This is a genomic window from Occallatibacter savannae (assembly GCF_003131205.1).
Lineage (GTDB): Bacteria > Acidobacteriota > Terriglobia > Terriglobales > Acidobacteriaceae > Telmatobacter > Telmatobacter savannae.
In genome coordinates this window covers 926,306-950,165 of the sequence record NZ_QFFY01000001.1, presented here as the reverse complement: position 1 = coordinate 950,165, position 23,860 = coordinate 926,306, and the positions used below count along the sequence as shown (strand labels likewise).

At 60.3% G+C, this 23,860-nt stretch carries 20 protein-coding genes; 9 read left to right on the top strand and 11 right to left on the bottom strand.

The features are described from left to right. Nucleotides 1-3 precede the first annotated feature (3 nt). From fumC to DHV10_RS04190, 4 genes are all read right to left on the bottom strand, one after another. Nucleotides 4-1,467 carry a class II fumarate hydratase gene (gene fumC, locus DHV10_RS04205; RefSeq protein WP_109485025.1) on the bottom strand — a complete coding sequence of 488 codons (1,464 nt, stop codon included), beginning with the start codon at nt 1,465-1,467 and terminating at the stop codon, nt 4-6. Nucleotides 1,468-1,507: 40 nt separating this feature from the next. Beyond that, complete coding sequence (locus tag DHV10_RS04200; RefSeq protein WP_109485024.1) at nt 1,508-3,325, bottom strand: DUF885 domain-containing protein; 1,818 nt, start codon at nt 3,323-3,325, stop codon at nt 1,508-1,510. A 56-nt stretch (nt 3,326-3,381) separates the two neighbouring features. After that, complete coding sequence (locus tag DHV10_RS04195; protein WP_109485023.1) at nt 3,382-5,754, bottom strand: S9 family peptidase; 2,373 nt, start codon at nt 5,752-5,754, stop codon at nt 3,382-3,384. A 140-nt stretch (nt 5,755-5,894) separates the two neighbouring features. Further along, the gene (locus DHV10_RS04190; RefSeq protein ID WP_109485022.1) at nt 5,895-7,409 is read right to left on the bottom strand and encodes an AsmA family protein; all 1,515 of its coding nucleotides are present in this window, start codon (nt 7,407-7,409) and stop codon (nt 5,895-5,897) included. Between the two features lie 218 nt (nt 7,410-7,627). Between DHV10_RS04190 and DHV10_RS04185 the strand changes: the two genes are divergently transcribed. From DHV10_RS04185 to DHV10_RS04170, 4 genes are all read left to right on the top strand, one after another. Beyond that, entirely contained in the window at nt 7,628-9,958 is a 2,331-nt protein-coding gene (locus DHV10_RS04185) for a sigma 54-interacting transcriptional regulator (RefSeq protein ID WP_162601177.1), read from the top strand. 324 nt (nt 9,959-10,282) lie between these two features. Further along, nucleotides 10,283-10,543 (top strand): hypothetical protein, encoded by a 261-nt coding sequence (locus tag DHV10_RS04180; protein ID WP_162601176.1) that lies wholly within the window; start codon nt 10,283-10,285, stop codon nt 10,541-10,543. An 11-nt stretch (nt 10,544-10,554) separates the two neighbouring features. Beyond that, the gene (locus DHV10_RS04175; protein WP_162601175.1) at nt 10,555-11,250 is read left to right on the top strand and encodes a Crp/Fnr family transcriptional regulator; all 696 of its coding nucleotides are present in this window, start codon (nt 10,555-10,557) and stop codon (nt 11,248-11,250) included. 154 nt (nt 11,251-11,404) lie between these two features. After that, on the top strand, nt 11,405-11,860 hold the full coding sequence (locus DHV10_RS04170) for a hypothetical protein (RefSeq protein WP_109485018.1): 456 nt from the start codon (nt 11,405-11,407) through the stop codon (nt 11,858-11,860). Nucleotides 11,861-11,947: 87 nt separating this feature from the next. On the opposite strand, the gene DHV10_RS04165 is transcribed toward DHV10_RS04170, so the two are convergent. The 4 genes from DHV10_RS04165 to DHV10_RS04150 all read right to left on the bottom strand — a co-directional run bounded on the left by DHV10_RS04165 (nt 11,948) and on the right by DHV10_RS04150 (nt 15,718). Next, a complete protein-coding gene (locus DHV10_RS04165; protein ID WP_109485017.1) occupies nt 11,948-13,360 on the bottom strand; it encodes a DNA polymerase domain-containing protein in 1,413 nt (470 codons plus the stop codon). Between the two features lie 118 nt (nt 13,361-13,478). Beyond that, entirely contained in the window at nt 13,479-14,450 is a 972-nt protein-coding gene (locus DHV10_RS04160; RefSeq protein ID WP_239461278.1) for a TIGR01777 family oxidoreductase, read from the bottom strand. A gap of 31 nt (nt 14,451-14,481) precedes the next feature. Then, nucleotides 14,482-15,093 (bottom strand): hypothetical protein, encoded by a 612-nt coding sequence (locus DHV10_RS04155; protein ID WP_109485016.1) that lies wholly within the window; start codon nt 15,091-15,093, stop codon nt 14,482-14,484. 73 nt (nt 15,094-15,166) lie between these two features. Further along, nucleotides 15,167-15,718, bottom strand: a complete 552-nt coding sequence (locus tag DHV10_RS04150; protein ID WP_162601174.1) for a DinB family protein — start codon at nt 15,716-15,718, stop codon at nt 15,167-15,169. Nucleotides 15,719-15,870: 152 nt separating this feature from the next. Between DHV10_RS04150 and DHV10_RS04145 the strand changes: the two genes are divergently transcribed. Continuing rightward, nucleotides 15,871-16,326, top strand: coding sequence for a hypothetical protein (locus DHV10_RS04145; protein WP_109485014.1), 456 nt, complete (start codon nt 15,871-15,873; stop codon nt 16,324-16,326). 30 nt (nt 16,327-16,356) lie between these two features. Here DHV10_RS04145 and DHV10_RS04140 read toward each other — a convergent pair whose 3' ends face one another. Beyond that, nucleotides 16,357-17,478, bottom strand: a complete 1,122-nt coding sequence (locus DHV10_RS04140) for a PilZ domain-containing protein (protein ID WP_162601173.1) — start codon at nt 17,476-17,478, stop codon at nt 16,357-16,359. A gap of 162 nt (nt 17,479-17,640) precedes the next feature. Between DHV10_RS04140 and DHV10_RS04135 the strand changes: the two genes are divergently transcribed. The 3 genes from DHV10_RS04135 (at nt 17,641) to DHV10_RS04120 (ending at nt 21,224) form a co-directional block, all read left to right on the top strand. Continuing rightward, nucleotides 17,641-18,159 (top strand): response regulator, encoded by a 519-nt coding sequence (locus tag DHV10_RS04135; RefSeq protein ID WP_109485700.1) that lies wholly within the window; start codon nt 17,641-17,643, stop codon nt 18,157-18,159. 874 nt (nt 18,160-19,033) lie between these two features. Beyond that, nucleotides 19,034-19,366: a hypothetical protein gene (locus DHV10_RS04125; RefSeq protein ID WP_109485012.1), complete on the top strand. Its 333-nt coding sequence runs from the start codon at nt 19,034-19,036 to the stop codon at nt 19,364-19,366. Nucleotides 19,367-19,874: 508 nt separating this feature from the next. After that, complete coding sequence (locus tag DHV10_RS04120; protein WP_109485699.1) at nt 19,875-21,224, top strand: TROVE domain-containing protein; 1,350 nt, start codon at nt 19,875-19,877, stop codon at nt 21,222-21,224. Nucleotides 21,225-21,452: 228 nt separating this feature from the next. On the opposite strand, the gene DHV10_RS04115 is transcribed toward DHV10_RS04120, so the two are convergent. Continuing rightward, nucleotides 21,453-21,842, bottom strand: coding sequence for a LysM peptidoglycan-binding domain-containing protein (locus DHV10_RS04115; RefSeq protein WP_109485011.1), 390 nt, complete (start codon nt 21,840-21,842; stop codon nt 21,453-21,455). A 212-nt stretch (nt 21,843-22,054) separates the two neighbouring features. Further along, a complete protein-coding gene (locus tag DHV10_RS04110) occupies nt 22,055-22,771 on the bottom strand; it encodes an aquaporin (protein ID WP_109485010.1) in 717 nt (238 codons plus the stop codon). A 327-nt stretch (nt 22,772-23,098) separates the two neighbouring features. Between DHV10_RS04110 and DHV10_RS04105 the strand changes: the two genes are divergently transcribed. After that, entirely contained in the window at nt 23,099-23,797 is a 699-nt protein-coding gene (locus tag DHV10_RS04105; protein ID WP_109485009.1) for a winged helix-turn-helix domain-containing protein, read from the top strand. The last annotated feature ends 63 nt before the right edge of the window (nt 23,798-23,860 follow it).

The window sequence follows — 23,860 nt, the reverse complement described above, 5'->3', positions numbered from 1 at the left end:
AGCTTAGGCGATCCCCAAGTCGCGGTGGGGATTGCCGACCATGCGGCGGGGGTCTGCTGCGCGGTCGAAGTCTTCCGCGGTGATGTGTCCGCTGGCGAGGGCGGCTTCGCGGAGGGTGAGGTTCTGGGCGAGCGCATCGTGCGCGATCTTTGCGGCTTTGTCGTAGCCGATGATGGGGCTGAGCGCGGTGACCAGCATCAGACACTCCTGGACGTTGCGGTCGAGCTGCTCGCGGTTGAGCGTGATGCCTTCGATACTGTGTTTGGTGAACTGACGACAGGCGTCGGCGAGGATGCGCGTGCTGTGAAGCAGGTTGCGGATCACGAGCGGGCGCATGACATTGAGCTCGAAGTTGCCTTGCGCACCTGCGAAGGCGATGGCAGTGTCGTTGCCGAGAACCTGGGTGCAGACCATGATCATGGCTTCCTGCTGCGTGGGGTTCACCTTGCCCGGCATGATGGAGCTGCCGGGTTCGTTCTCGGGCAGGTGAAGCTCGCGAAGGCCGGTGCGGGGTCCGGAGCCAAGCCAGCGGAGATCGTTGGCGATTTTGATGAGCACGACTGCAAGGCCGCGGAGCGCAGCGCTCGCGGCTACTGAGGCGTCGAGGGAAGCGAGAGCTGCGAATTTGTTTGGCGCGGAGATGAAGGGGTGGCCCAACATTTCGGCCAGCTTTGCGGCGACGCGCTCGCCGAAGCCATCCGGAGCGTTGAGCCCGGTGCCGACGGCTGTGCCGCCGATGGCCAGCGGGTAGAGACCCTGCATCGATTGGCGAACGACGAGCAGCGCATCCTGAAGCTGCGTTGCGTAGCCGGACCATTCCTGCCCGACGGTGAGCGGGGTTGCGTCCTGAAGGTGGGTCCGCCCGATCTTGACGACATCGACCCATGCGCGAGCCTTGGCCCAGATCGCGTCGATGAGTCCGGCGACTGCGGGGATGAGCTGCTCCTCAAACGCAAGCACGGCGGCGATGTGCATTGCCGTGGGAAAGGTGTCGTTGGACGATTGGGATTGGTTCACGTCCTGGTTTGGATGAATAGGGTCTTTGCTGCCGAGCTTGCCGCCGACGAGTTGGATGGCGCGGTTGGCGATGACCTCGTTGACATTCATGTTGGTCTGGGTGCCGGAACCGGTTTGCCAGACGCTGAGAGGGAATTCGCTGTCGAGCGCGCCCCCGATGATCTCATCGGAGACGCGAGCGATGAGTTGAGCTTTCCACGCGGGGAAGACGCCGAGTTCGCTGTTGACGAGCGCGGCGGCCTTCTTGACGAATGCGTATGCATGGCAGACCTCAATCGGCATGAGGTCTGAACCGATGGCGAAATGAATAAGCGAGCGTTGTGTCTGGGCGCCCCAGTAGCGGTCAGCGGGAACCTCGATGGGGCCCATCGAATCTGTTTCGGTACGCAGGCCGGTGGTGCCTGTTCCGATGGGAAGGTCGAGGATACGAGGTGGAACAGATTCGCTCATGAATAGCTCCTGCTCGAACTAGATGGCGAGGAGAGGCGAGTTACTGCCTGGGCAGCAGCAGGTCCTTGAGCCAGGGAACCGGCAGAGCGCCTTCGTCGAGTGCTCGATCGTGGAAGGCGGCGAGGGTGAAGCTTTTGCCTGTCACGGCTTCGTAGGCGCGACGTAGACGCCACCACTCTTCAGTGCCGACGAAGTAGGTTGGCAGCTGGGTGGAGCTGAGCTTGGCGCGCTGGAGTTTGCCTTCGGCTTCAGCACGAGTCTGGAAGGCGTCGTCCATCAGGAAGTGCATGGCCTGGTCGTCCGTCATGTTCATGGTCTGCATGCGGATGTCGAGAATGCTGTTGCCGATGGCGCGGAGCCAGACCTTGAGATAACTGATGCGGTAGCGTGGATCGTTATCGGCAAAGCCCTGCTGCAACATGTTCTGCGCAACGTATTCCGCCCAGCCCTCGACGTAGGCACCGTTGCCGTAGAGGGCGCGAACGAGGCGGCGTGACAGGGGCTGTACGTCGTTGGCGTGCTCGGCCTGAACGTAGTGGCCGGGAAGAGCTTCATGAATGCAGAGCCACTTGAGCACCCAGTTGTTGTATTCGCGAAGGCGCGACTCCGCGCTGGCCTCCGGAGTGCTGGGGCTGATGGGCGTAACCCAGTATTGCGCTTCGGCGTTGGGGTCGAGCGGAGGCGCGGAGTGGAACCCACCGACGGAGTAGATGCCGCGTTCGAATTCGGGAGTGGGGATGACCTTGAGATTGTCGCGCGATTTGAGCGTGACGATCTTCTTGTCGATGATGAACTGGCGAATGCCAACGAGGTCTTCGCGAGCGGTTTCGATGAGCGCGTTACGGTTGGGATGGTCGTCAGCGATCTTCTGGAGCACTTCACTGATGATCTTGTTTTCGCGGTCTTGTTGGGCGAGCGATGCGTGGTCGTCGTGATCGGGGTAGTACTGCTTGTGAAGCGGGAGCGCAAGCTGCAGCATTTCTGCGCGGGTTTTGCTGAATTCTGACTGAGCCTCGGAGAGCAACTGCTCCGGGGTGATGTCGGTTTCCATGACGAGGTGGAACTTTGCGTCGTAGAACTGCTTGCCGAGGCGCCAGGTTCGGTCGGTTTTGCGTTTTGCCAGATCGGAGCTCAGCCATTCGTTGAATGACTTGAGCGCAGCGATGGCGGGCGGGGCCACTGAGTCGAAGCGAGACTTGAGGGCCGGGGTTTTTGCAGCGGCGGAGGCGATGGTGGTCTGGATGAGATTGATGTTGCCCTCGTTCTCTTCGACTGCAACCTTGATGAAGATTGGATCGGCATCGGAGAGAACGCTGCGGGCCTGATCGAGGAAGTGCGGAAGAGCAGCGATGCGGGCGAGGACATCGGAGACGCGAGTCTGCTCCGAGGCGTAGTCGTCGGTGAGTGGCTGAAAGAGAGCCGCTCCGAGAAGCTCGACGTACATGGTCGGATTGTGCCGGTAGTTCTGGATCCGATCGAACTCGAGGAGGTTGAGGGCAATCTGGTCGTCGATGAGATGCCAGTCGGCTGCGTCTTCAGGAGTGAGAGAGCTGACTGGAGTTTCTCGATGAAAACGATCGCGCCAGCGGGCATAGAGATTGCGCTGAGCGGCGACTCCAGCGGCGCTGACGTCATCGAGAAGGGAATCGAGCGCGAAATCCTTGCCGGTTTTCGGATCGCGGTAGTGATGGTATCCGGCCTGAGAGGCGCTGGAGGGTGACTGCGCCAGCGTCTCGTGAATGAATTGCTCGCTCATCTGGGCAAACTTCGCGTTGGCTGCGGCCGGAGACGGAGCAGCGTTTTGGGCGGCTGCGAAGCTGGAGCATACGAGAAGCAGGGCGATGGTGGACTTACTCATTTCGAACGCCTCCGGAATTAGCAAAAAGATACTGCTCGCATCTGGCTTGCGCCAGCCTATTCGTCTCCGTCAGGGCCGCCGCGAATGACTTTCATGGTTTCTGGCCAGGGCTTCGTCTGGTACTCGTTGGGCGGGATGCCTCCGGCGAGGTAGCGGACGAAGTAGTCCCAGCGGCGACGCATCATGTACTGCGAGGCAGCGGCATAGCCGTGGGCTGCGTTGGGAATCATGAGCAGGTCGAAGTCTTTGTTGGCCTTGATGAGAGCGTCGACGAGAAGGAGTGTGTTGTTAGGGGGGACGTTGTCGTCCATGGTGCCGTGGGCCAGGAGGAGATGTCCCTTGAGGTTCTTCGCGAAGTTCTGATTGGCCTGAGAATCGTAGTTGCTGGTCTCATCGGATTTGGTGACTTCAAGGCCGGCCCACTTTTCAGCCCAGTCATCTTCGTAGTCGCGCTGATCGTGGTTGCCGCTCTCGGCGATGCCGACCTTGAAGAAGTCGGGATAGTGGAGAAGAGCGGCTCCGGTTGCGTTGCCGCCGCCGGAGTGTCCCCAGATACCGACGCGATCGAGGTCGATGAACGGGTACTGACGCGCGAGGTCTTTCATGCCGGCGATTTGGTCGGGAATGGTGTTGTCGCCGAGGTTCGCGTAGTAGGCCTCATGAAAGGACTTGGAGCGGAAGGGAGTTCCCATGCCGTCGATGCAGACAACGATGAAACCAAGCTCGGCGAGGGACTGCATGTCTCCGTGAGCGGCGCGGAAGTCGCGGCCGCCGCAGGAGCCGGTCTGCGGGCCGGGATAGACGTAGTTAATGACGGGGTACTTCTTCGAATCGTCGAAGTGGGTCGGCTTGAACATGAAGCCGTATAGGTCTGTCGTGTTGTCGCGGCCTTTCACCTTGATGGGGATGAGCGGCTGCCAGCCTGCAGCTTTCAGTGGTGAGATGTCCTGCTTTGCGACTTCCATCAGCATTTTGCCGGAAGGATCGCGAAGGATGGTGACCTGCGGCTGCGTGGGTGTCGAATACGTGTCAGTGAAGTAGCGGCCGTCGTGCGCAACCTTGATGTGATGATCGGCGTTTTCAGGAGTGAGGAGCTGGAGGTCGGAGCCGTCGAACTTGACGCTGTAGAAATGCTCGAAGTAGGGATCACGATCTTTTTCGCGGCCGACACCCACGAAGTAGATGGTGCGGGCCTTGTCGTCGACATAGAGAACCTGGGTGACGTTGCCGGGGCCGCGGGTGATCTGATTTTTCAGTTTGCCGGTCGTGAGGTCGTACAGATAGAGGTTGCCCCAGTTGTCGCGCTCGCTGAACCAGAGAATTTCGTTCGAGCCGGGCAGATAGTGCCAGTTGATCTTCTCGTTGCCGCTCTCGTAGAACTTGGGGGCGGTCTCGCTCATGACGTCACGAACAGCGCCGGTGTCGGCGTCGGCGACGCGGAGCCACTCCTGCTTGTGGTCGCGTGAGGTAGAGACAAAGGCGAGGTGCTTGTCGTCGGGGCTCCACTCGACATCGGCGAACGTGTTGCCATCGCAGGCGATGTCGTCGCAGAGGGTAGAGCGGTGTTGATCGGGCGGCATCTTGAGGCGGATGACTTTGCGCGCGTCCACGTCGATGATGACGCGCTCGATCATGGTTACGTCTTTATCGCCAACGAGCGGGTACTTCCAGGCTTGGAGCTTGGGATGCGTGTTGGTGACGGGGACAAGGTACATCTCACCGGTTTTGCGCTGGTCCTGCTGGAAGGTGGCGATCTTCTTCGAGTCTGCAGACCAGAGGAGGATCGCGGAGTCGGAATGCTTCCAGCCGGCGTTGTCTGTGGCGTAGCCGAAGTTCTCGATGCCGTCGGTGGTGAGCTGGGTTTCAGCGCCGGAGGCAAGGTTGCGAACCCAGAGGTTCCAGTCGCGGATGAAGGCGCCAAGTTTGCGGTCGGGAGAAAGGGTGAGGGGCGGATGAGAGGCCGCATCTTTTTCTTCGCCGCCGGAGAGCAGCCTGCATGAGTAGGAGGGCACGAGTGCGCAGTGGAACGTGGCGCCGTGAAATTTGAAGGTGAGCATCCGATCGTCGCTGCTGAGCGAGATGTCGGAGAGCTGAAGGTGCTTTGCGTCGACTGTGCTCTTCGAGGCGGATCTGATGGCTGCGGCGAGCTTCTGGTGATCGAAGAGCGGAGCACGGGTGCTCTTTGCGGGGTCGACGGCGATGTAGGTAGTGCCGTTCGAGTCCACCTCGCGATACCAGAAGCGGTCGTCATCGAGCCACTGCGCGCTTACCTGGCCTTTCCAGGCGAGCGGATTGAGGTTGTATGCCATGAATTTTTCGGCATTGGCGTAATCGGCGTCGGTGTACTGGCGGGGCTGCTGGGAGAGAAGGCAGATGGGGGGAAAAGCGAGCGCGGTCAGGGCGACTCGTAAACGGAGCGTTGCAATCATCTTGAAGGGGTCCTCGGCGCGCGTAGCCGTTTGAAGTCGGGTTCTGCGCGAAGTGCGGATGTGGGAAGCGGTACGACGGCAATTTTAAACGGGCGTGCGCGCCGAAGGCACGGGGCGAGCGAGGCGAAGCGGTTGAGCTGCTAGCGGGATAGGGCTACGACACGAGTCTGGATCGATGGGCTGGCAGCGGTGCCGCTGATTGTCAGCGGAACGACACGAGTGGAAACGGGCACGGCCTTGGCGGAGGAGGCGGTGTTCGGGTTGCTGAGTTTTGCTGTGAGGTGGAAGTCGAGCTCGCCTGTGGGCGCCACGGTCCCATCGCCGGTTGCGGTGCCCAACTGCGGCAAGTCTGCCGAGATTTGCGTGAGACGTGTGCCCTGGGGCGATGAGCTGACGGTGGCTTTGAGGACGCGGATTTCTGTGCCGGCCGCAGTGCCTGCTAGCGGGCTGAGGCCTTCGATGCGGGAACCGAGATCGAAGCCGGCGAGTGTGGAGTTGTCGATCTCAACGGTGCCGTCGACGGTAGCGGCGGTTGCGGGACCGGTGATGTTGAGGGTGGCAGTGAGTTTGCCGCCCTGGAGGGATGAGCCGGTTGGAAGACTGACGCCGAAGGCCGGGAGAAGGCGCTCGATCTGTTGAAGAGGGAGGCCGGGAGCGGAGAGATGGAGATTGAGCAGCGATGCGTCGGCAGATGGCTTGAAGGTTCCTTTTACATGAACGGGGACGGGGCTGGTGTGGAGGAGGAGATCGGACAACGTGCCTTCGTGCGTGGCGAGATTCTGAGACACAGAGTATTCCATGTCCACGGGATCCTGCGCGGGCTGGCCCTTTGGTGCGAGCTGCAACCGTGAAGCTTTTAGGGTGCCTGTGATGGTCAGGGTAGATCCGTTGGAGGCAAGATCGGCGTCGGCATCAGCGACGATGGAAATCCCGCGATTGCTTTCGATTTTGCCGGCGGCGACAGGGTCGAATTCCCGGAGCTGGAGTTTGGCGTGGAAGGGAGTCGCCGAGGCGTCCTGCGGTGCGATGGGACCGGCGTCACCGGTGAGCGTGAGGTTGCCGCCGCCGGGAAGCTGAGCGGTGAGCTGAAACGGGAAGGACTTCTGCAGCGAGAATTCGGTGATGATTATGTCGAGGCTGCTGTACTCGAAGGGCCTGGCAGTTTGCGGAATGGAGGAGACAAGGGCACTGCCATGAAGAATCTTCAATTGACTTATGTGAGGGGCGGAGGGAGTAGCCGCGGAATTGGATGAAGCGGCGCCGAGCGTGGAGTAGTTCCAGCGACCGTTGGCGTGCTGGATCAACTGGATCGACGGAGATTCGATGGTGACGCCAGTGATGCGGACCTGCCGGTGGAAGAGGAACGGGAGGGTCTCAACGCTGACGTCGAGTTTTTTGGCTTGAACGAAGGGGACACTGCTGAAGGCCGGGTCGTCGGAGATGGCGACGTCCTCAGCGGAGAGGCTTCTCTGAAGGAGAGAGAAGGAGAGCTTACCCATGGTCACGCTGCGTCCCAGGGGGCTGGAGAGCTGGGCTTCAACGGTTGGGCGGAAGGAGTCGGCGTTGAGGATGAAGGGCAGAACTACGATTAGTCCAAGGAAGATTGCGACGAAGATGAGGATCGGTACACCGACGAGGAGCCATCTTTTGTCCATTCGGCCGGTCCTTGAAGAGATTGGTGAAATTGTATCGTCCCGGGGCGAGGTGTACGGCTGGTATTGAACAGAGCGACGTTTACCGGGCGTGAGAACGGCGCTGGCGGCGGTTTACTACTCAGAATGGCGGGGATACCGGATAATGACAGAAACCCCCTGCTCGTTTGCACGGCGAAACCGAACCCGGTTATCTTTGCAACGAAATGGTTGGAGCCAGAATGCGCCCATCTGATTCCCCGGAATCGGACGCAGCGGCTACGGCCGGGACTGAACGGGCCGAGTTCGCTCAATTTGCGCTGGAGAACCTGTTTGATATTTCTCCAGACGCAATCGTCGTCACGGATGCCAGCGGCAAAATCCGTGCGGCAAATCCGCGTTCCAGTGAATTGTTTGGATACGCTCCGGGGGAACTAATCGGCAGATCGATTGACGATCTTGTACCGGAGCGATTTCGCCGGCACCATCCGTCTCACCGCGAAAACTATCATGCGCATCCACGGGCCCGGCAGATGGGGGCTGCGCTGAACCTTTATGGATTGCGCAAAGACGGCTCGGAGTTTCCCGTCGACATCATGCTGAAGCCGCTGAAGGGTCCGAACGGGACGGCTGTGCTGAGCATTATCCGCGACGTGACGGAGCAGCGAGAGGCGCAGGACCTGGTGCGGCGCAAGGACCTGCAGCTTCGTTTGCTGCTGGACGGAGTGCGCGATTACGCCATCTACCTGCTCGACAAAGACGGGCACATCACGACGTGGAATCCGGGCGCGGAGCGGATCAAGCAATACAGTCCTGACGAGATTATTGGGAAGCACTTCTCGCGGTTCTTTACCCAGGAGGATCTCGACCGGGAGCGTCCGGCGGAACTGATGAAGATGGCTGCGCACCGGGGCCGGATCGAGGATGAGGGATGGCGCGTCCGCAAAGACGGGACGGTGTTCTGGGCGAACGTGGTTCTGACGGCGATCCGCGATCCGGAGACGCACGAGGTTACGGGATACGCGAAGGTCACGCGCGATTTTACGGATCGGAAGCGTGCCGAAGAAGCCGTGATGCTGCAGTTGAGCCAGGCACTACTGGCAAACATGGATGTGCGCAAATTGTTGAGCGCGATCGCGGCGAGTCTGGCGGAAGTGATTGCAATGGACGCGGCGACGCTGGGGCTTTACGACGAGAAGTCGGGAAAGCTGATGGTTCAGTTCCTTGAGGTGAACGAGGGCTCGCCACAGACAGCAGATGTGCTGTTGCCAATCGATGACTCGCCCGCGGGTCAGGCGTTCATGACGAGGCAGGCGGTCGTGCTGGATCGCATTGAGGAATCGGAACTGGCGGGGGGCGCGGCGCACTTGACCGGCATTGGGATGAAGTCGGGCTGCTGGGTGCCGTTGATTCATCGTGACGTTGTCGTGGGTGTGCTCGCTGTGGCGCGGCGGTCAGAGGCGGCTTTCAGCGATCGGGAACGGGAGATGCTGGATCAGGTCGCGGATCAGGTCGCCATGGCGGTGAGCAACGCGATGGTGTTCCGGCAGATTGCGGAACTGCGGGATCGGCTGAGGCAGGAGAAAGAGTATCTCGAAGAGGAGATCAATCTTGAGAACCGATTCGAGGACATCGTTGGCGAGAGCGGAGGGCTGCGACAGGTTCTGAAGCAGATCGAGACCGTGGCGCCGACCGACGCGACCGTGTTGATTCAGGGCGAAACGGGGACGGGCAAGGAGCTGCTGGCGCGCGCGATCCACCGGCTGAGCGGCAGAAGCGAAAGAACCTTTGTGAAGGTGAACTGCGCTGCGATTCCGGCGGGGTTGCTGGAGAGCGAGCTGTTCGGGCACGAGAAGGGCGCGTTCACCGGCGCCATTGCGCGCAAGATGGGACGCGTGGAACTGGCGCATGAGGGAACACTGTTTCTGGACGAGGTAGGCGAACTGCCGCTGGACCTGCAGCCGAAGCTGTTGCGAGCGCTGCAAGAGAGGGAGATCGAGCGGCTGGGCAGCAACCGGCCGATCCCGGTGAACGTGCGGCTGATTGCGGCGACGAATCGAGATCTGGGGCAGATGGTAGCAGAAAAGCAGTTTCGCAGCGATCTCTATTACCGGCTGAAGGTGTTTCCGATCTTCTCTCCTCCGCTGCGCGACCGAGCTGGAGACATCCCAGTGCTGGTGCGGCACTTTGTGACGAGCCACAGCAGGCGCATGGGCAAGAACATCACGAGCATCCCCGCGCCGACGATGCAGGCGCTTTGCCGGTGGCCGTGGCCAGGGAATATCCGTGAGCTTGAGAACTTTCTGGAGCGCTCGGTGATTCTGACGCGCGGGTCTGAGCTTTACGTTCCTCTGGCGGAGCTGGAGACCAAGGTCGCGGAAGAAGAGGAAGAGCTGGAGCGCACAAACCCGACGCTGCAGGCGGCCGAGCGGGAACACATTCTGCGCGTGCTGCGGGAGACAAAGGGCCAGATCGGCGGCGCCGATGGTGCGGCGGCGCGGTTGGGCCTGAAGCGCACGACGCTAAATTCGAAGCTGAAGAAGCTGGGCATCGAGCGCGGCGACTATATGTAGTTGAATGGGCGGCTGAGTCCACGACCCACCTGAAGTTCCTTCCTGAAGACTCCCTTTAAAAATGACGATGTGACGATGGTTGTTGTGACGAGATCTCGTCCCGTGACGATATTTCGTCTTCGTCACTTCGTCACTTGGGGCTTCGTCACTCATGATCCGCGTCACGCGACTGTGATGATAAGCCCTTCAGAATGAGATGGAAGCAACTGGTCGTGTCCTCGTCACTCGAGTTTGGCTCGCTGCATGCCTTATAGAGGGCAAGGCTGATGAGGGGGCCAGAATACGTTGCGAATCACGATACAAGAAAAGGCAGAAGCACTCGAGATGACGCTAGAGGGGCGAGTGGCGGGACCATGGGCGAGCGAACTTGATCGCGTATGGCTGGAAAGCGCTCCGCGGTTGCAGTCGAAGAAGCTTGTGATCGACCTGCACAACGTCACCTATGCGGACGCAAACGGGAAGCAGGTGCTGAGAGATATCTACTCTCAGACTCATGCGGAACTGGTGGCAACGACACCGTGGACGCAATTTCTGGCCGAAGAAGTGACAGCCGATAAAGCAGCAATAGTGGAAGAGGGGGAGTAACGATGCTTACGATGCGCGAGACAATCAGCAGTTCCAAGGTTAAACGGGCGGGCGAGTTCTTCAAGAAGCTCTCACCAGCAGCGCTTCGGGATCTCGAGTCGATGGAGTTCCCGACGATGTATCAGCCGGGCCAGTTGCTCTTCTCAGAGAAGGGTGTTCCGTCGGGCATCTTCATCGTGGTGTCGGGCGAAGTGAAGCTGTCGATCAACTCGAGCGACGGGAAGCGGCTGATTCTCTCGATCGCGAAGGCCGGAGAGGTGCTGGGGCTCTCATCGGTGCTCTCGGGAATGCCAAGCGAGATGACTGCTGAAGTTCTGTATCCAGCGCGCATCGCGGTTATCGAGCGCGATCAATTTCTAGGGTTCATGGCGCGGCATCCTGAGGTCTACCAGGTGGTGACTCAGGAGCTGAGCGTGCAGTACAAGGTGGCATGCGAGCAGCTTCGTACGGTGGCACTGGCGGGTTCTGCGCCGGAGAAGCTGGCACGGCTTCTGCTGGAGTGGAGCGAGAACGGCCAGAAGACGGAGAGCGGGATGCGTTTCCGCTTCTCGCTGACGCATGAGGAGATCGGCGAGTTCATCGGCGCTTCGCGCGAGACGGTGACGCGGACTTTGTCGACGTTCAAGAGCCGCAGGCTTGTGGCGTTCCACGGATCGATTCTTGAGATTCCGAGCAAGGTGGCGCTGCAGAATGTGGCAGGCCTCTGATCGGCAGAGAGTGAATTAATTTATAGGCCGCGAGAAAGTAGTACGGGCCCGGGTTCGCGGCGAGCATTTATAGAATTCCCGAGCAGGTGCGCACGGAAGCCTCACGCTAGAATGACAGTCAACCATCTGGCATTCAACTCCTAAGGAGGCTTCCATGCGCCGGGTTTATGCGGTACTTCTCTTCGTCGCATTCGCGATATTCCCTTCAGCAAATTTGATCGCACAGGGCGCGCCGCCGCAGGGTGGCGCCGACCAGCCGTACACGGTGGAGTACTACTACAAGGTGCAGTGGGGGCATCAGCAGGAGTTTCTGGAGCTGTTCCTGAAGAACCACTATCCGCTGCTGAAGAAGATTCAATCGACCGGGCGCATGCTCGCGGTGAAGATTGAGACGCCGGCGTATCACACGACGGAAGACGGCCGGTGGGACTACCGCGTGACGATCACGTTCAAGAATTCGACGCTGGCGACGACGGCGAATCCGGATGAAGAGGCGCTGATCAAGCAGCTATGGCCGGACCAGGAGAAGTACAAGAAAGAAGAGCAGCGGCGGTTTGAGATTCTGCAGTCGCACTGGGATCTGCCGGTCACGAATATTACGCCGAAGTGAGAGGCAGTTGCCAGAAGCCAGTAGCCAGTAGCCAGTTACCAGTTACCAGTTACCAGTTGCCGGTCGCCAGTAGCCAGTTGCCAGTGGTCAGTTATTTTGATCGCGGGTTGGATCGTCGTTGGGGTCAGGGACCTCCTGCGGTGGGCGCTGGTCTTCCGGTACATGCCGCAGGTTCACGCGGATCCGATACCAGATATAGGACGAGCCCCGCATGCGGTCGACCAGAATGTCGTCCGCCAGAAGACCGGCAGCAGCTTGAGGATGCGCAGCCTTCCAGCGCTCCAAACCCGCCTCAGCTGCAGCTTTGTCGGGGCTCTGCGCAACGGTGATGAGCGGCATTTTGGAAACGCGCGCAGCGCGCTTTGGCTTCGCTGGCGCAGTATCTGCAGTGGCTTCCGAAGCGGCGGGAGCGGCTCCTTCTGAAGCGGCTGCTTTTTTCTTCGACTGTCGCCGGAAGCGATGTTCGCCGAAGCCCTCCTGCAGTTGATCAGAGAAGTGCTTTGCCTTTGAGGGCGCCACTCGCTTACCCTCGCCTTCTTGCTTGGCAAAGTGCGGCGGCCACGGCGCATCGCCCAGACCCTCAGCCTCATCGCGTGCGGCTAGCTCCAGAAGAGCATCCAGGGTGCCTGCATGTTTGTCCATCTCCTCGTTTGGATCGCCTAGTTTCTCCAGTCTGGCAGGCACGGTGAGCACGGTGAAGTCGGCGGGGTCGCACGTCATCACCTCGTCCCAGTGCAGGGGCGTGCTCACGCGCGCATCGGGCAGCGGCCGCACCGAGTAGGCCGAACACGTCGTCCGGTCCTTGGCGTTCTGGTTGTAATCCAGAAACACCCCGTGCCGTTCTTCCTTCCACCACTTGCTGCTGGCCAGCGAACAGCGCTTTTCTACCGCTCGCGCCAGAGCCAGCGCCGCACGGCGCACCTCGGTGAAGGTCCACCTCGGCTCGATGCGCACGTTGATGTGGATACCCCGGGAGCCGCTGGTCTTCGGCCATCCTTTCAGCCCCAGCTCGTCGAGCAGGGCCTTCACTTCCATGGCTACCGCACGCACGTCTTTCCACTCGATCCCCGGCTGGGGATCAAGGTCGACGCGCAACTCATCGGGGTGATCCAGGTCGGCGGAGCGCACCGGATGAGGATGAAGTTCCATGCAGCCCAGGTTGACCACCCAGGCCAGGCCGGCGGCGTCATCGACGACCACCTCCTCCGCGGTCCGTCCTGAGGGGAACGACAACGTGACGGTGCGCATCCATTCCGGCAAGTCGCCGGGCGCGCGCTTCTGATAGAAGGGCTCGGCCTCGGCGCCATTGACGAAGCGCTTCAACACGACGGGCCGGTCGACGATGCCGCGCAGGGCTCCCGGAGCCACCGACAGAAAGTAGCGCACGATATCGAGCTTGGTGAGCTTTACGCCGCGCGTGAAATACGGCTTTCCCGGGCTACTGATTCGCACCGTACGCCCGCCTACGTCCAGCAACTCTGCGTCATCCGCCTTGGCCATTACAGTCCCTCTTCGATATGGATGCCGGTCGGGGGATCGGGAACCCGCCCGATGGATTGGATGCTTCATTCCCCGGTCCCCAAGTGCGAGGGACCGGGGGCACCCGAGTGTGGAAAGTTTAGTCGCGGAGGCGCCATTTTTGGACGAGGTCTTCGGCGGCGTGGGGCCAGTTGGGGAACTCGAATCTAAAGCCGGCTTCGAGGAGGCGCGCGGGGACGACGCGGCGGCTTTTGAGGACGAGTTCGGTCTCGGTGCGCATGAGGAGCGCGGCGAGTTCAAGGATGGGACGCGGAGCAGGAATGCCGTTGGGCATGTCCCAGGCTTCGCGCAGAATGGCCATGAAGTCGCGGTTGCGCTCGGGGTTAGGCGAAGCGATGTTGATGGGGCCGTGAAGATCGTCGCGGGCGATAAGGAATTCGACGGCGCGGGCGAAGTCGTCTTCGTGAATCCAGGAGACCCACTGGCGGCCGTTGCCCTGAGTGCCGCCGAGTCCGAGGCGAGCGAGATTTGAAAGGACAGCGAAGGCATTGCCGGGGACGGGGCTGAGGGTGATGGCGGAGCGCATGGCGACTTTGCGCGTGAGGGGCGTGGGCGCATTGAAGAAGGCTGTCTCCCAGTCTTTGGCGACGCGGATGGAGAATCGCCAGGTGTCGGGGACGTGGGGTTCGTTGCCGCCGAGTTCGCCGGTGTGCTCGTCCATGGGGCGGTCGAGTGCGTGGCGGTAGATGGTCGCGGTGGAGGCGTTAAGCCAGAGGCGGGGCGGGTGCGCGAGAGAGCCGATGACCTCGCCCAGGAGCCGTGTGGAGACGATGCGGGAGTTGTAGATGTCGATGCGGTTGTCGGGGGTGTAGCGGCAGTTGACGCTGCGGCCGGCGAGGTTGATGCAGACGTCGGCGCCGTCGAGGTACTGGGTCCAGATGCCGGGAGTTTCGGCGTCCCAGTGGACGGTTTGCCACTCGGCGGTGTGCGGGCCGCGCGTGAGAACGATGACCTGATGGCCGCGCTGGGAGAAGTAGCGGGCGAGGACGCGTCCGACCTGGCCGCTGCCCCCGGGGATGACGATGCGCAATGGCCGTTCGACCAGGTTCACCTGCTCAAGTTTAGTTCAGCGTTGCATCGAGCTAGGGCTGCTGAACCGGACCCTGGGGCTGCGGCGGAGCGGGCGGTGGTACACCGGGCGGCACAGTGGCGTAGCCGTATGCGGCGTAGTAGCGGCGCCGGCGATAGGAACGGACTTCGTGGACGATGAGGGTGACGATCAGACCGAGAACGACGAGCGGAGTCCAGAAGATCCAGATGGGCTGTGAGACGCGGCTTCCGGCGATGTTGACGGTGTCGGCTGCGTGCATTCCGCCAAACATGACGACGGCGTCGCCGCCGACGGAGACGTTTTCGCCGAGATGCGTCGAGCCGAAGAAGTTGACCATGTCATGGCCGATGGATGCGTCGTCTTCCGCGCGGATGGAGCCGAAGAAGACGACGACATCGTGCTTGGACTGGTGGGAGATGCGGACGTTGCCGAAGAAGACGACGACGTCGTGATCGATGTCGCCCTTGGCGTTGACGCTGCAGAAGAAGCAGACGGCATCGTGGATGGTGTGGCCTTCGGCGACGTTGATGTTGCTGCCGAATTGCACGATGTCTTTGTCGGCGCGCGCGGGAGTGGCCCCGAGCAGGAGCGCCGACACGAGAAGGAAGGCGAAGAACAGCCGCAGAGTGATGCGCTGAGCCATAGGGATCCTCACGCGAAATTGTACGCGCGGAGGGACCCGCCGGTTCCCCGGAAATGCACAATTTGTGAAGCTGCTACTTCTTTGGCGGTGCGGCCTGGCCTTCGCTGGTGGGCGGAACAAGGCCTTTGAGGCGCATGTAGGTGACGATGTTTCCGTAGTGCTCGTCGGTGTGGGCGGTGTTGAGTGAGAGGATCGTGAGCCTGGACAGATTGAAGCTGCGGAACTTGGTCATCTGGCTGCCGCTCGCGTCCGTCATTTTGTCGTAGACCTGATTGCAGTAGGCGATGGAGTCTTTGACGGCTGCGACCAGATCAGCTTTGGAGGTCTTCGTCTTCTCGATGTTCTTCGACGGATTGGTCTCGCCGGAGGCCATGGAGCAGAACATGTAGTTGGCGTCGGCGACGTGGCCGACAAGCTGGCCGAAACTGCGGACATCGGGCGTCGCCTTGAAGGAGTAGTTCTCTTCAGGCATTTTCTGCGCAGCGCCCACGATGGTGCCGGCGATGAAGTTGTAGAGCCCTTTTTCGCTCTGGGTGATGGGGTTGGCGGGGGAAGCTGCGGTTTGCGCATGGCACACGGATGCAGCGGAGAGCAGGGCTGTACAGAGATAAAGCGTCTTCTTCACAAATACCTCCGGAGAAATGATGCCATATCCGCGCGCCGGGAATGTCAAAGGCTTAGGATCGAGTGCCGTGAACGCGGAGTTTTCGCGCGACGGTTGACGGGACCGGCGCTATGATCGGATTCTGCTCCGGCAGTATTGAAAGGGGGTTGAGTATGCGTGTGATGATCTGCGTGGTGGCACTTGGCGCGCTGAGCCTGGCGACGCCCGAAGTGGCGACGGCTGCTCCGCCGACGGAGGCCTGTACTTTGCTCACGGCTGCAGATGTGAGCTCGGCGCTAGGGGCGAGCGTTGCGGAGGGCACGTACATCATGCCGTCCTTGAAGAAGACGTGCACCTGGAATATTCAGACGGGCGGATCGGTGACGCTGAACCTGCAAAGCCTCGATTTCTTCAATGCGGGCAAGGGTTCAATGGCGAGCGCGGAACGATCAGCAGCAAGCGGAGTTGGAGATGAGGCTTACTTTCTCGGCGTGGGTCCGACGACAGGACTGATGGTGAAGAAGGGTTCCGGCGCGTTCAAGGTAAGCGTCTACAGCAAGAGCCTGAACCTTGACCAGAGAAAGACGGTCGAGATGAAACTGGCGCAGAAGGTTGCGGGGAAGTTCTGAGGCGCGCTTCACCGCATCAGAATCGGGCTGTTAGCGCGCGGCTGCGGCGGCGGTATTTTCGGCGAAGTAGAAATCAGGAACTGAGCCGCGGTGACCGTTGCAAAAGGCGAAAAGCTTGAGTGCGAGCGGGGTCGCGGTGATCAGGGTTTCTGTGGCAGCGACCAGCGCCGAAGCTCTGGGGTCGCTTTTTTCAATCAGCTGGAGCGAGGCGAGGGACTGGAGATCGCGCTGCAACTGAGGTCCGCGAGCACCGACGGTCGAGGCGAGTTCTTCGGTGTTGCAGGTGAGCCGCTTGGCCGCAACCTGACCATTGTGAAGCAGAACCTTGGTGGATTTGGTGCAGACGACGGTGAGGATGCGGATCGGAATGGAAGTGAGCTGGCTGAAGGTCTCGACGAGTTCGAGATGGCCTTCATGTCGTGCGTTGGCTGCGGAGGCGGTGATGAGAAGGCCGGCCCAGAAGTTCTGCAGCCATTCCTCGTGAGTTTCGGATCCGACCTCAAGGATGCGCAGGGTGACCTGCGGATCGACAAGAAGCTGCTCTGAATACGGATCGTTCTCGAGCAGGAGTTTCGCTTTGAGCGCGATGGCGACGGCGGTGAGGATTTTATGGCTGCTGGCGCGGGTGCGAACCCACTCGGAGATCTCTTCGATGCCGTCGGGGCAGATCTGGCCGAGGAAGGCGAAGGCTTCGACGAGGCGAGCGAGGCTTTCCATGTGAGCAGGCCGGGTCTGCTGGATAAGGCAGTCGATGAGAGCGTCCCACTGGCGCGCTTCGGGATCGTCTTTGGCCCAGAGGAAGGAGAGGCCGACTCCGTCAGAACCGCAGCGAATGACGCGTGTCTGCGTGGTGATGCGGCGTGCGGGATCAGGATCGAGGGGCCCTTCGCGTTGCAGCGTGAGGGCGACGATGGTGCCAGGCTGCCAGCGCTCTGCGGTGAGGAGATAGAGGCCCGATGAGCTGATGTCGTGCACGGTGTCGCAGGTGAGGGAGGTGCCGTTCCAGCGATAAGCCGCGAATTGTTCTACGCGACGGCGCTCGGCGCGATCCGCCTCTGGCGTGACGAATTTCTCGAGCCAGTTGATGGATGCGGCGAGGGTTTCGGAATCAGGCTTCAACACTTTGCCGAGCCAGCTTACACGTCCGATCATTCCAGCCCTCTTGCGATGTAGACGAATGAATTGTTTGTAGTTTGACCGATGAGCGGGGGGCGCGGAAGTGCGGAAGGGTTGTAAGGTTACTCCGAAGTACCGCGGGACTAAAGTAATAGGATCGTAGGAATCGGGTGTAAAGCTTCTGATCAGGAGGCCGGTATGAGCGAAGCGAAAGTATCGCGACTGCTGATTCTCGATGACGAAAAGGTGCTCGTGGATATTCTCTGCAGGATTGTGAACGAGTGTGGATACGAGGCCCGGGGAGCGTATGACCATGACACCGCGATGGCGATTGCGCGAGAGTTTGAGCCCGACTTCTTTCTGACTGGATTCTGTAATTCGTGCGATAAGAACGGATGCGAAAGCATCGCAGAGCTTGAGACGTTTCTGCCTCAATGCCGGAACGTCCTGTTTTCAGGGACCGCTTCGGCTGCTCCATTTATCGAGGAATATTTTCGACGCGGATATGAGTTTCAGGTTTTCGCCAAGCCATTGCACCCGCAGGATTTTCTAAATTGGATGAGGTCACACGGGGCTACGGCAAGAGCAGTCGCTAAAAAGGCAGTTCCCGACCAGCAGCAAAGTGCGGAGAAGAGTGGCGAGAGCGGGACTGATTCGGAGCGAGAAATGGTGAAGAAGAAATCGAGGTTCAGCTTTCTGAGCAGGAAGAACAAATAGCTGAATAAATATATCTTTGAAAAAGGTCAAATGAATAAGTTGAATTTCACTCCTACTTATGGCAAAGTACTAAGTGCGTAGGAGAAACGCCCGATGAATTGCATCATACCCAATTCGATGCTTAGGCAGGAATGGCTCGATAAGAGTCTGACCGGCCGCCGGGCGCACTTCGTCGTTCTCGAGTAAGCCAACTGTGGCGTCTCCTATCCTGCGCACCTGGTCGGACAACTAGAAGCGAGCCGTTGTAACGGGGGCCGTTTTGTGTGTTTGCCCGAGTGGCGAAGAACACAGGTACTTCGTCGATACCGAACTAAACCTGCGTTTGTTTGTTCCCTCGGGTAAGTGGGTTTGAAAAATGTATCCGCTGAGTTAGTGCTCTGTGGACGGCGGGATACGTGTGTTTGTAAGTGATTGCCGGTGGTGAAAGGGAAGAGTTACTTCTCTCACAAGTAGGACGCGCAGGGTTGAGAGCCCTGCCGGATGTGCTCACTTTGCGGGGCGGGGGCGTAGTCCCGAAGCGCAAGGTTCCGTAAGGGAGGAGGCACCGAGTCCGTCTCTTTCCGCGTGTTCCCCGGTGATTTGTTGATCTTCGGTGGTGATGGCTGCGGCTCAATGAATGCCGTGGCCGGTTGTTCCCCGAGAGAAGTTTTTGCAGCAGATGTATGGGTTTGGCCGGTGGTGTAGGTGGCAGTTACTTCACTGTCAATGAGGTGGTCGCGAGTTCGATTCTCGCCTGAGGAGTAATCCTCGGTAGCTCAGTGGATAGAGCACCTGGTGTTTGTTCAGGCGACTGAGCGGCACCGTTTCTGCAACCGATTGTTCCCCGGCTGACTTCAAGAATTTTGGTATATCCGGCTAGAAAGGAGCGTTTGCGATGGCGAAGGTAAAAGTGAAGAACGGAACCCCGGTGGGAAGCCAGCACCTCTGCAAGCGCTGCAGCTGGGGCCAGTTTATGACTGGATACCGCGAGTCGGATTTGCTGGTGATCTGCACGCGGCCTGATCCGAGCTTCCGCGTGCCGTTCACGGTGTATGAGTGCAGCGAGTTCAGCGACCGGTACAGGCCGACGTGGGAGCAGATGAGCAAGCTGGCTATCGATGTGGATCCGGTGCGCGTATCTGCGAAGATGCGGGGATTCGCAGCGGTGACTACGATCCAGCCGATGCGGGTGGATGAAGATGAGGATGAGGCGGCGAGAGCTGGGTGAGAGCTCGGGCTGCCGATGATGTAAATTTCCGGTCCCCAAGTGCGAGGGACCCTTCGGCAAGCTCAGGGCAGGCTCGGGGGCACCCGGCTCGATCCCAGGTCTCAGAGTCGAGACCTGGGGCACCCAATCTTTGTCGCTTCCAGCACTGAGCTGATCTGCCGGTGGCGCAGGGTACGGTTACTTCGGGTGAGCCGAGGGAGAATGACTTCCCGGCAAGCAGGTTCGAACCCTGCTCGTCGAGCGTGAGTTCGGCGAAAGACCATAGCCGCTTTTCCCCGGCAGTTTTTCAGGGGCGAGTCTCTGTCCCTGATGTGTGGCTTCATTGCTGCCCGACATCGCACGATGAGGTGTGCGGTGAATGGGGTACAGAAATTCACGGTGACTGCGGAGGAGGAGCAACTGCAGGTTCCTCGACTCCCGTTGGTCGCTCGGAATGACACTCGGTGATGTGATGGCGGCCGTTGATGTGATCGCGAGCCTTGATGTGGTCTTTGAAAGGAGGTGCGGGATGCGTTTGAATTTCAGGAAGTATTCGAAGAAGCCGCGTGTGCATCTGCGCACGCACGAGGGAGCACCGGCGGTGGCGATTGCGCCGGAGCAGGCGCTGCGCCGTTCGGTTCTCTCCTGCATGCTTTGGGAGGGCGAGTTCTACGAGGACGGCGTGCAGATTGCCGGCCGCATCGGAGAGCTGGTGCCCCAGGTGTCTTCGGAGAAGGTGGCTGCGCTGGCCGTAGAGGCGCGCGAGCGGATGAAGCTGCGTCATGCTCCGTTGCTGCTGGTGCGCGAGATGGCGCGCTATGCGACGCACCGCGGGCTGGTGGCGGAAACGCTAACGCGCGTGATTCAGCGTGCGGATGAGCTGGCGGAATTTGTGGCGATCTACTGGGCGCAGGGGCGTCAGCCTCTGTCTGCGCAGGTGAAGAAGGGACTGGCTGCTGCGTTCTCGAAGTTTGATGAGTATGCACTGGCCAAGTACGACCGTGCGGGTGCGGTTCGCCTGCGCGACGTGCTGTTCCTGTGCCACGCGAAGCCGGTGGATGCGGCGCAGGCTGCGCTGTGGAAGCGGCTGGCCCAGAACGAACTGGCTACTCCAGATACGTGGGAGGTTGCGCTATCGGCGACCGGACGTGACGGAGCGAGCAAGCGCGAGGTCTGGGAGCGTCTGCTTGCGGAGCGGAAGCTGGGCGCACTGGCACTGCTGCGGAACCTGCGCAATATGCGCGAGGCGGACGTAAGCGAAGAGCTGGTGCAGAAGGCGCTGGACGCGATGAAGACGGATCGCGTGCTGCCGTTCCGGTTCCTGGCTGCGGCTCGGAATGTTCCTCAGTGGGAGCAGGCGCTGGAGACGGCGATGTTCCGCGCGCTCGAGGGACGTGCGGGTCTGTTGCCCGGACACACGGTGCTGTTGGTAGACGTGTCCGGTTCGATGGAGTCGCCCATCTCACAGCGTTCGGAGATGCGCCGTACGGATGCTGCATACGGACTGGCGATTCTGCTGCGCGAGATCGCGGAGAAGGTGACGATCTATACCTTCTCGGATCAGGCGACGCTGGTGCCTTCGCGTCGCGGCATGGCATTGCGCGATGCGATGGATCAGAGCCAGCCGCACAGCGGAACGTACCTAGGCGCGGCGATCGAGCGCGCCGAGAAGGATTGCCGGCAGGGTTACGACCGCCTGGTGGTGATCACCGACGAGCAGTCGCACGACCAGGTTCCGGCACCGCGCGGACGCGGCTACGTGATCAACGTGGCTTCGAACCGCAACGGTGTAGGCTACGGGGCCTGGATGCACGTGGACGGGTGGAGCGAGGCGGTGGTGGAGTTCATCGCTGAGCTGGAGGCTGCTGCTAGCTCCTAGCTGTTATCCCCATCCGTCGCGAAGTGAACCTGCGCGATGGATGGGGTAGCCGAGGTCCTGTGGATGCCAACGAAGAGCGACTGCAGGTTCCTCGACTCCCGTTTGTCGCTCGGAATGACGGTGTTGTAGACTGCGTCGCTCCCCGGTCCCCAAGTGCGAGGGAACCTTCGACAAGCTCAGGGCAGGCTCGAGGGCACCCCTTCTTGTTTGGAGTTCAGGATTAAGGGGTTAGAGGGCGGGCAGGTTGAGTTGCTGGCCCACCTTGATGAGGTCGGGGTTAGCGATGTTGTTGGTTTTGGCGATTTCGGTGTACTTGTTAGCGTTGCCGTAGAAGTGCTTGGCGATTTTGGAGAGGTTGTCGCCGGATTGAACTGTGTAGGGTTGATCGTCGCCGCCGGTGTTGACGATTTCGTGATGCAGATCGGAGTAGGTGGGGTCGGCTTGTTTGATGGCGTCCCAAACGCGATTGAGAACGACCTTCGAAGGGACCTTGCCTTTGATGTGGAGTTTTTCTCCGTCAAGGTCGACTTGATCGACAGTAGCGCCGAGATTGGAAAATTCCTGGAGGGTTGAGATGACTCCGGCATATTTGGATTTGAGTTGATCGAGATCGGCCATGGTTTCTCCTTGTGATGTGTTGCTGGGGGTTGGATGAGGAGAGAGTGGATACGGCTGTAAGGTGATTGATGGTTGGTAGATGGAGATTCTCGTTCCCACCCTAACCGCAAGAGGGCGGTTAGGATGGGGCACCCGGGCCTGGTCCGACTTTCAGTTCAAGCCCATCCCTCTCACGATGAGTGGGTACAGTCGTCCAGAATATGAGTTTTCGGTTAGGCGGCGACGGTTTCGCGTTTCGCTTCGAGTTCGGGTGCGGGTGTTGCTTCGAGGGCTTTGAGGCGGAAGAGGATTCCCGCGACGAGTCCGCCGAGGCTGGGCAAGGTGAGGAATAGCCAGAGTTGCGACATGGCCTGGCCGCCGGCAAAGAGCGCGGGTCCGAGGCTGCGCGCGGGGTTGACGCTGGTGCCGGTGATGTTGATGCCGACCAGATGGATGGCGACGAGAGTGATGCCGATGGCGAGGCCTGCGAGACGCGAGGGCGCGCCGGCTTGCGTTGAGCCAAGGATGACTACGACGAAGATGAGAGTAGCGACGAACTCGAAGACGATGGCGGCGGGGAGACTGTAGCCGCCCATGTAGCCGGGTCCAAAGCCGTTCTGGCCGAGGTGTCCGGCGACGTAGCCGGTGCCTTCACGGGCGATGACGAAGAGCACGGCCGCGCCAAAGATGGAGCCGAGGCACTGGGCGATCCAGTAGCCGATCATTTCGGCAGTCTTCATGCGGCCGGCGGCCCAGACTCCAAGCGAGACGGCAGGGTTGATGTGGCAGCCGGAGATAGGACCGATGCCGTAGGCGGCGCCGATGAGCGCGAATCCGAATGCGATGGAGATGCCGAGAATGCCAACCTTGTCTCCGGCGACGACGGCGGTGCCACAGCCGAAGAGCACCAGGATGAAGGTGCCGACGAGTTCAGCGAAGTACTTTTTCATGGATTCCTCCGAGAGCAAGGAGCTATTAGCTTGTAGCCGGTAGCCTGTAGCTGCGAGTTTCAAGTTCCGGCGAAAACGGATGATTACCGTCAGCGATGAGGAGGATTGAGGGGCCCGGTGATGCCGGTGATTGTTGCGGAGCGAGTTTGGCAGAGGGGGCGGAGCGGCGTCAAGAGATGAATTGCAGGCTACGGGGAGGTTTCAAATTCATCAAACGTTTGCAATTTGTTTGCCTCGCTGTTTTAGTCTGTTAACGATTCCGGCTGGCCCGAAGCCACTCTTCAGACCTGAGGAAATCAAAACGGCCGCCGGAGAAAGGCTATTCGGTTGAGCCAGACCGTATTTCTGCTGGAAGACGAGACGGACATTGCGCGGCTTGTGCAACATCACCTTGAAGCCGCTGGGTTTACAGTCCGGATGTACCATACCCCGACGAACATCATTTCTGACGCTGAGCGGAATCCGCCGGCGCTGTTTCTTCTGGACATCATGGTTCCGGGAGGCGATGGGCTGGATGTGTGCCGGAGATTGAGGGCGCACACAGGGCTCTCGACGATCCCGATCATCTTTCTGACCGCGCGTGCGGGAGAGAACGATCGCGTGCTTGGGCTGGAGCTTGGCGCGGACGATTACATTACCAAGCCGTTTGCGACGCGGGAACTGGTGGCGCGAGTGAAGGCCGTGCTGCGGAGGTTTGAGCGGCCGACGACGCCATCGGTGATCAGCTTCGAAGAGGTCGTGATCGACCAGGGGGCCATGCAACTGAAAGTGCGCGGAGAACTGACGACGACGACCGCGACGGAATTTCGGCTGCTTGATTACCTGGCACGGCATCCGGGGCGGGTGTTCAGCCGCGATCATCTGCTGGATTCAGTGTGGGGTGATGCGCGGTTTGTGACGCCGAGGTCGGTGGATGTTTATGTGCGGCGGATCCGTGAGAAGATCGAGGTGGATCCGGAGAACCCGCGTTATCTGAAGACGGTGAGAGGTGCGGGATACCGGTTTGAGATGCCGCGGGGCGAGTAAGGCGGGAGGGACCGGAGTCTGGTCGGCTGATCCTCATTTGATGATTCGAGAATCGGGCAAAAA

Excerpts from the sequence above, each read along its gene's own strand:
- fumC (WP_109485025.1), bottom strand. The coding sequence starts at position 1,467 with ATGAGCGAATCTGTTCCACCTCGTATCCTCGACCTTCCCATCGGAACA.
- DHV10_RS04200 (WP_109485024.1), bottom strand. The coding sequence starts at position 3,325 with ATGAGTAAGTCCACCATCGCCCTGCTTCTCGTATGCTCCAGCTTCGCA.
- DHV10_RS04195 (WP_109485023.1), bottom strand. The coding sequence starts at position 5,754 with ATGATTGCAACGCTCCGTTTACGAGTCGCCCTGACCGCGCTCGCTTTT.
- DHV10_RS04190 (WP_109485022.1), bottom strand. The coding sequence starts at position 7,409 with ATGGACAAAAGATGGCTCCTCGTCGGTGTACCGATCCTCATCTTCGTC.
- DHV10_RS04185 (WP_162601177.1), top strand. The coding sequence starts at position 7,628 with ATGCGCCCATCTGATTCCCCGGAATCGGACGCAGCGGCTACGGCCGGG.
- DHV10_RS04180 (WP_162601176.1), top strand. The coding sequence starts at position 10,283 with ATGACGCTAGAGGGGCGAGTGGCGGGACCATGGGCGAGCGAACTTGAT.
- DHV10_RS04175 (WP_162601175.1), top strand. The coding sequence starts at position 10,555 with ATGCGCGAGACAATCAGCAGTTCCAAGGTTAAACGGGCGGGCGAGTTC.
- DHV10_RS04170 (WP_109485018.1), top strand. The coding sequence starts at position 11,405 with ATGCGCCGGGTTTATGCGGTACTTCTCTTCGTCGCATTCGCGATATTC.
- DHV10_RS04165 (WP_109485017.1), bottom strand. The coding sequence starts at position 13,360 with ATGGCCAAGGCGGATGACGCAGAGTTGCTGGACGTAGGCGGGCGTACG.
- DHV10_RS04155 (WP_109485016.1), bottom strand. The coding sequence starts at position 15,093 with ATGGCTCAGCGCATCACTCTGCGGCTGTTCTTCGCCTTCCTTCTCGTG.
- DHV10_RS04145 (WP_109485014.1), top strand. The coding sequence starts at position 15,871 with ATGCGTGTGATGATCTGCGTGGTGGCACTTGGCGCGCTGAGCCTGGCG.
- DHV10_RS04140 (WP_162601173.1), bottom strand. The coding sequence starts at position 17,478 with ATGATCGGACGTGTAAGCTGGCTCGGCAAAGTGTTGAAGCCTGATTCC.
- DHV10_RS04135 (WP_109485700.1), top strand. The coding sequence starts at position 17,641 with ATGAGCGAAGCGAAAGTATCGCGACTGCTGATTCTCGATGACGAAAAG.
- DHV10_RS04125 (WP_109485012.1), top strand. The coding sequence starts at position 19,034 with ATGGCGAAGGTAAAAGTGAAGAACGGAACCCCGGTGGGAAGCCAGCAC.
- DHV10_RS04120 (WP_109485699.1), top strand. The coding sequence starts at position 19,875 with ATGCGTTTGAATTTCAGGAAGTATTCGAAGAAGCCGCGTGTGCATCTG.
- DHV10_RS04115 (WP_109485011.1), bottom strand. The coding sequence starts at position 21,842 with ATGGCCGATCTCGATCAACTCAAATCCAAATATGCCGGAGTCATCTCA.
- DHV10_RS04110 (WP_109485010.1), bottom strand. The coding sequence starts at position 22,771 with ATGAAAAAGTACTTCGCTGAACTCGTCGGCACCTTCATCCTGGTGCTC.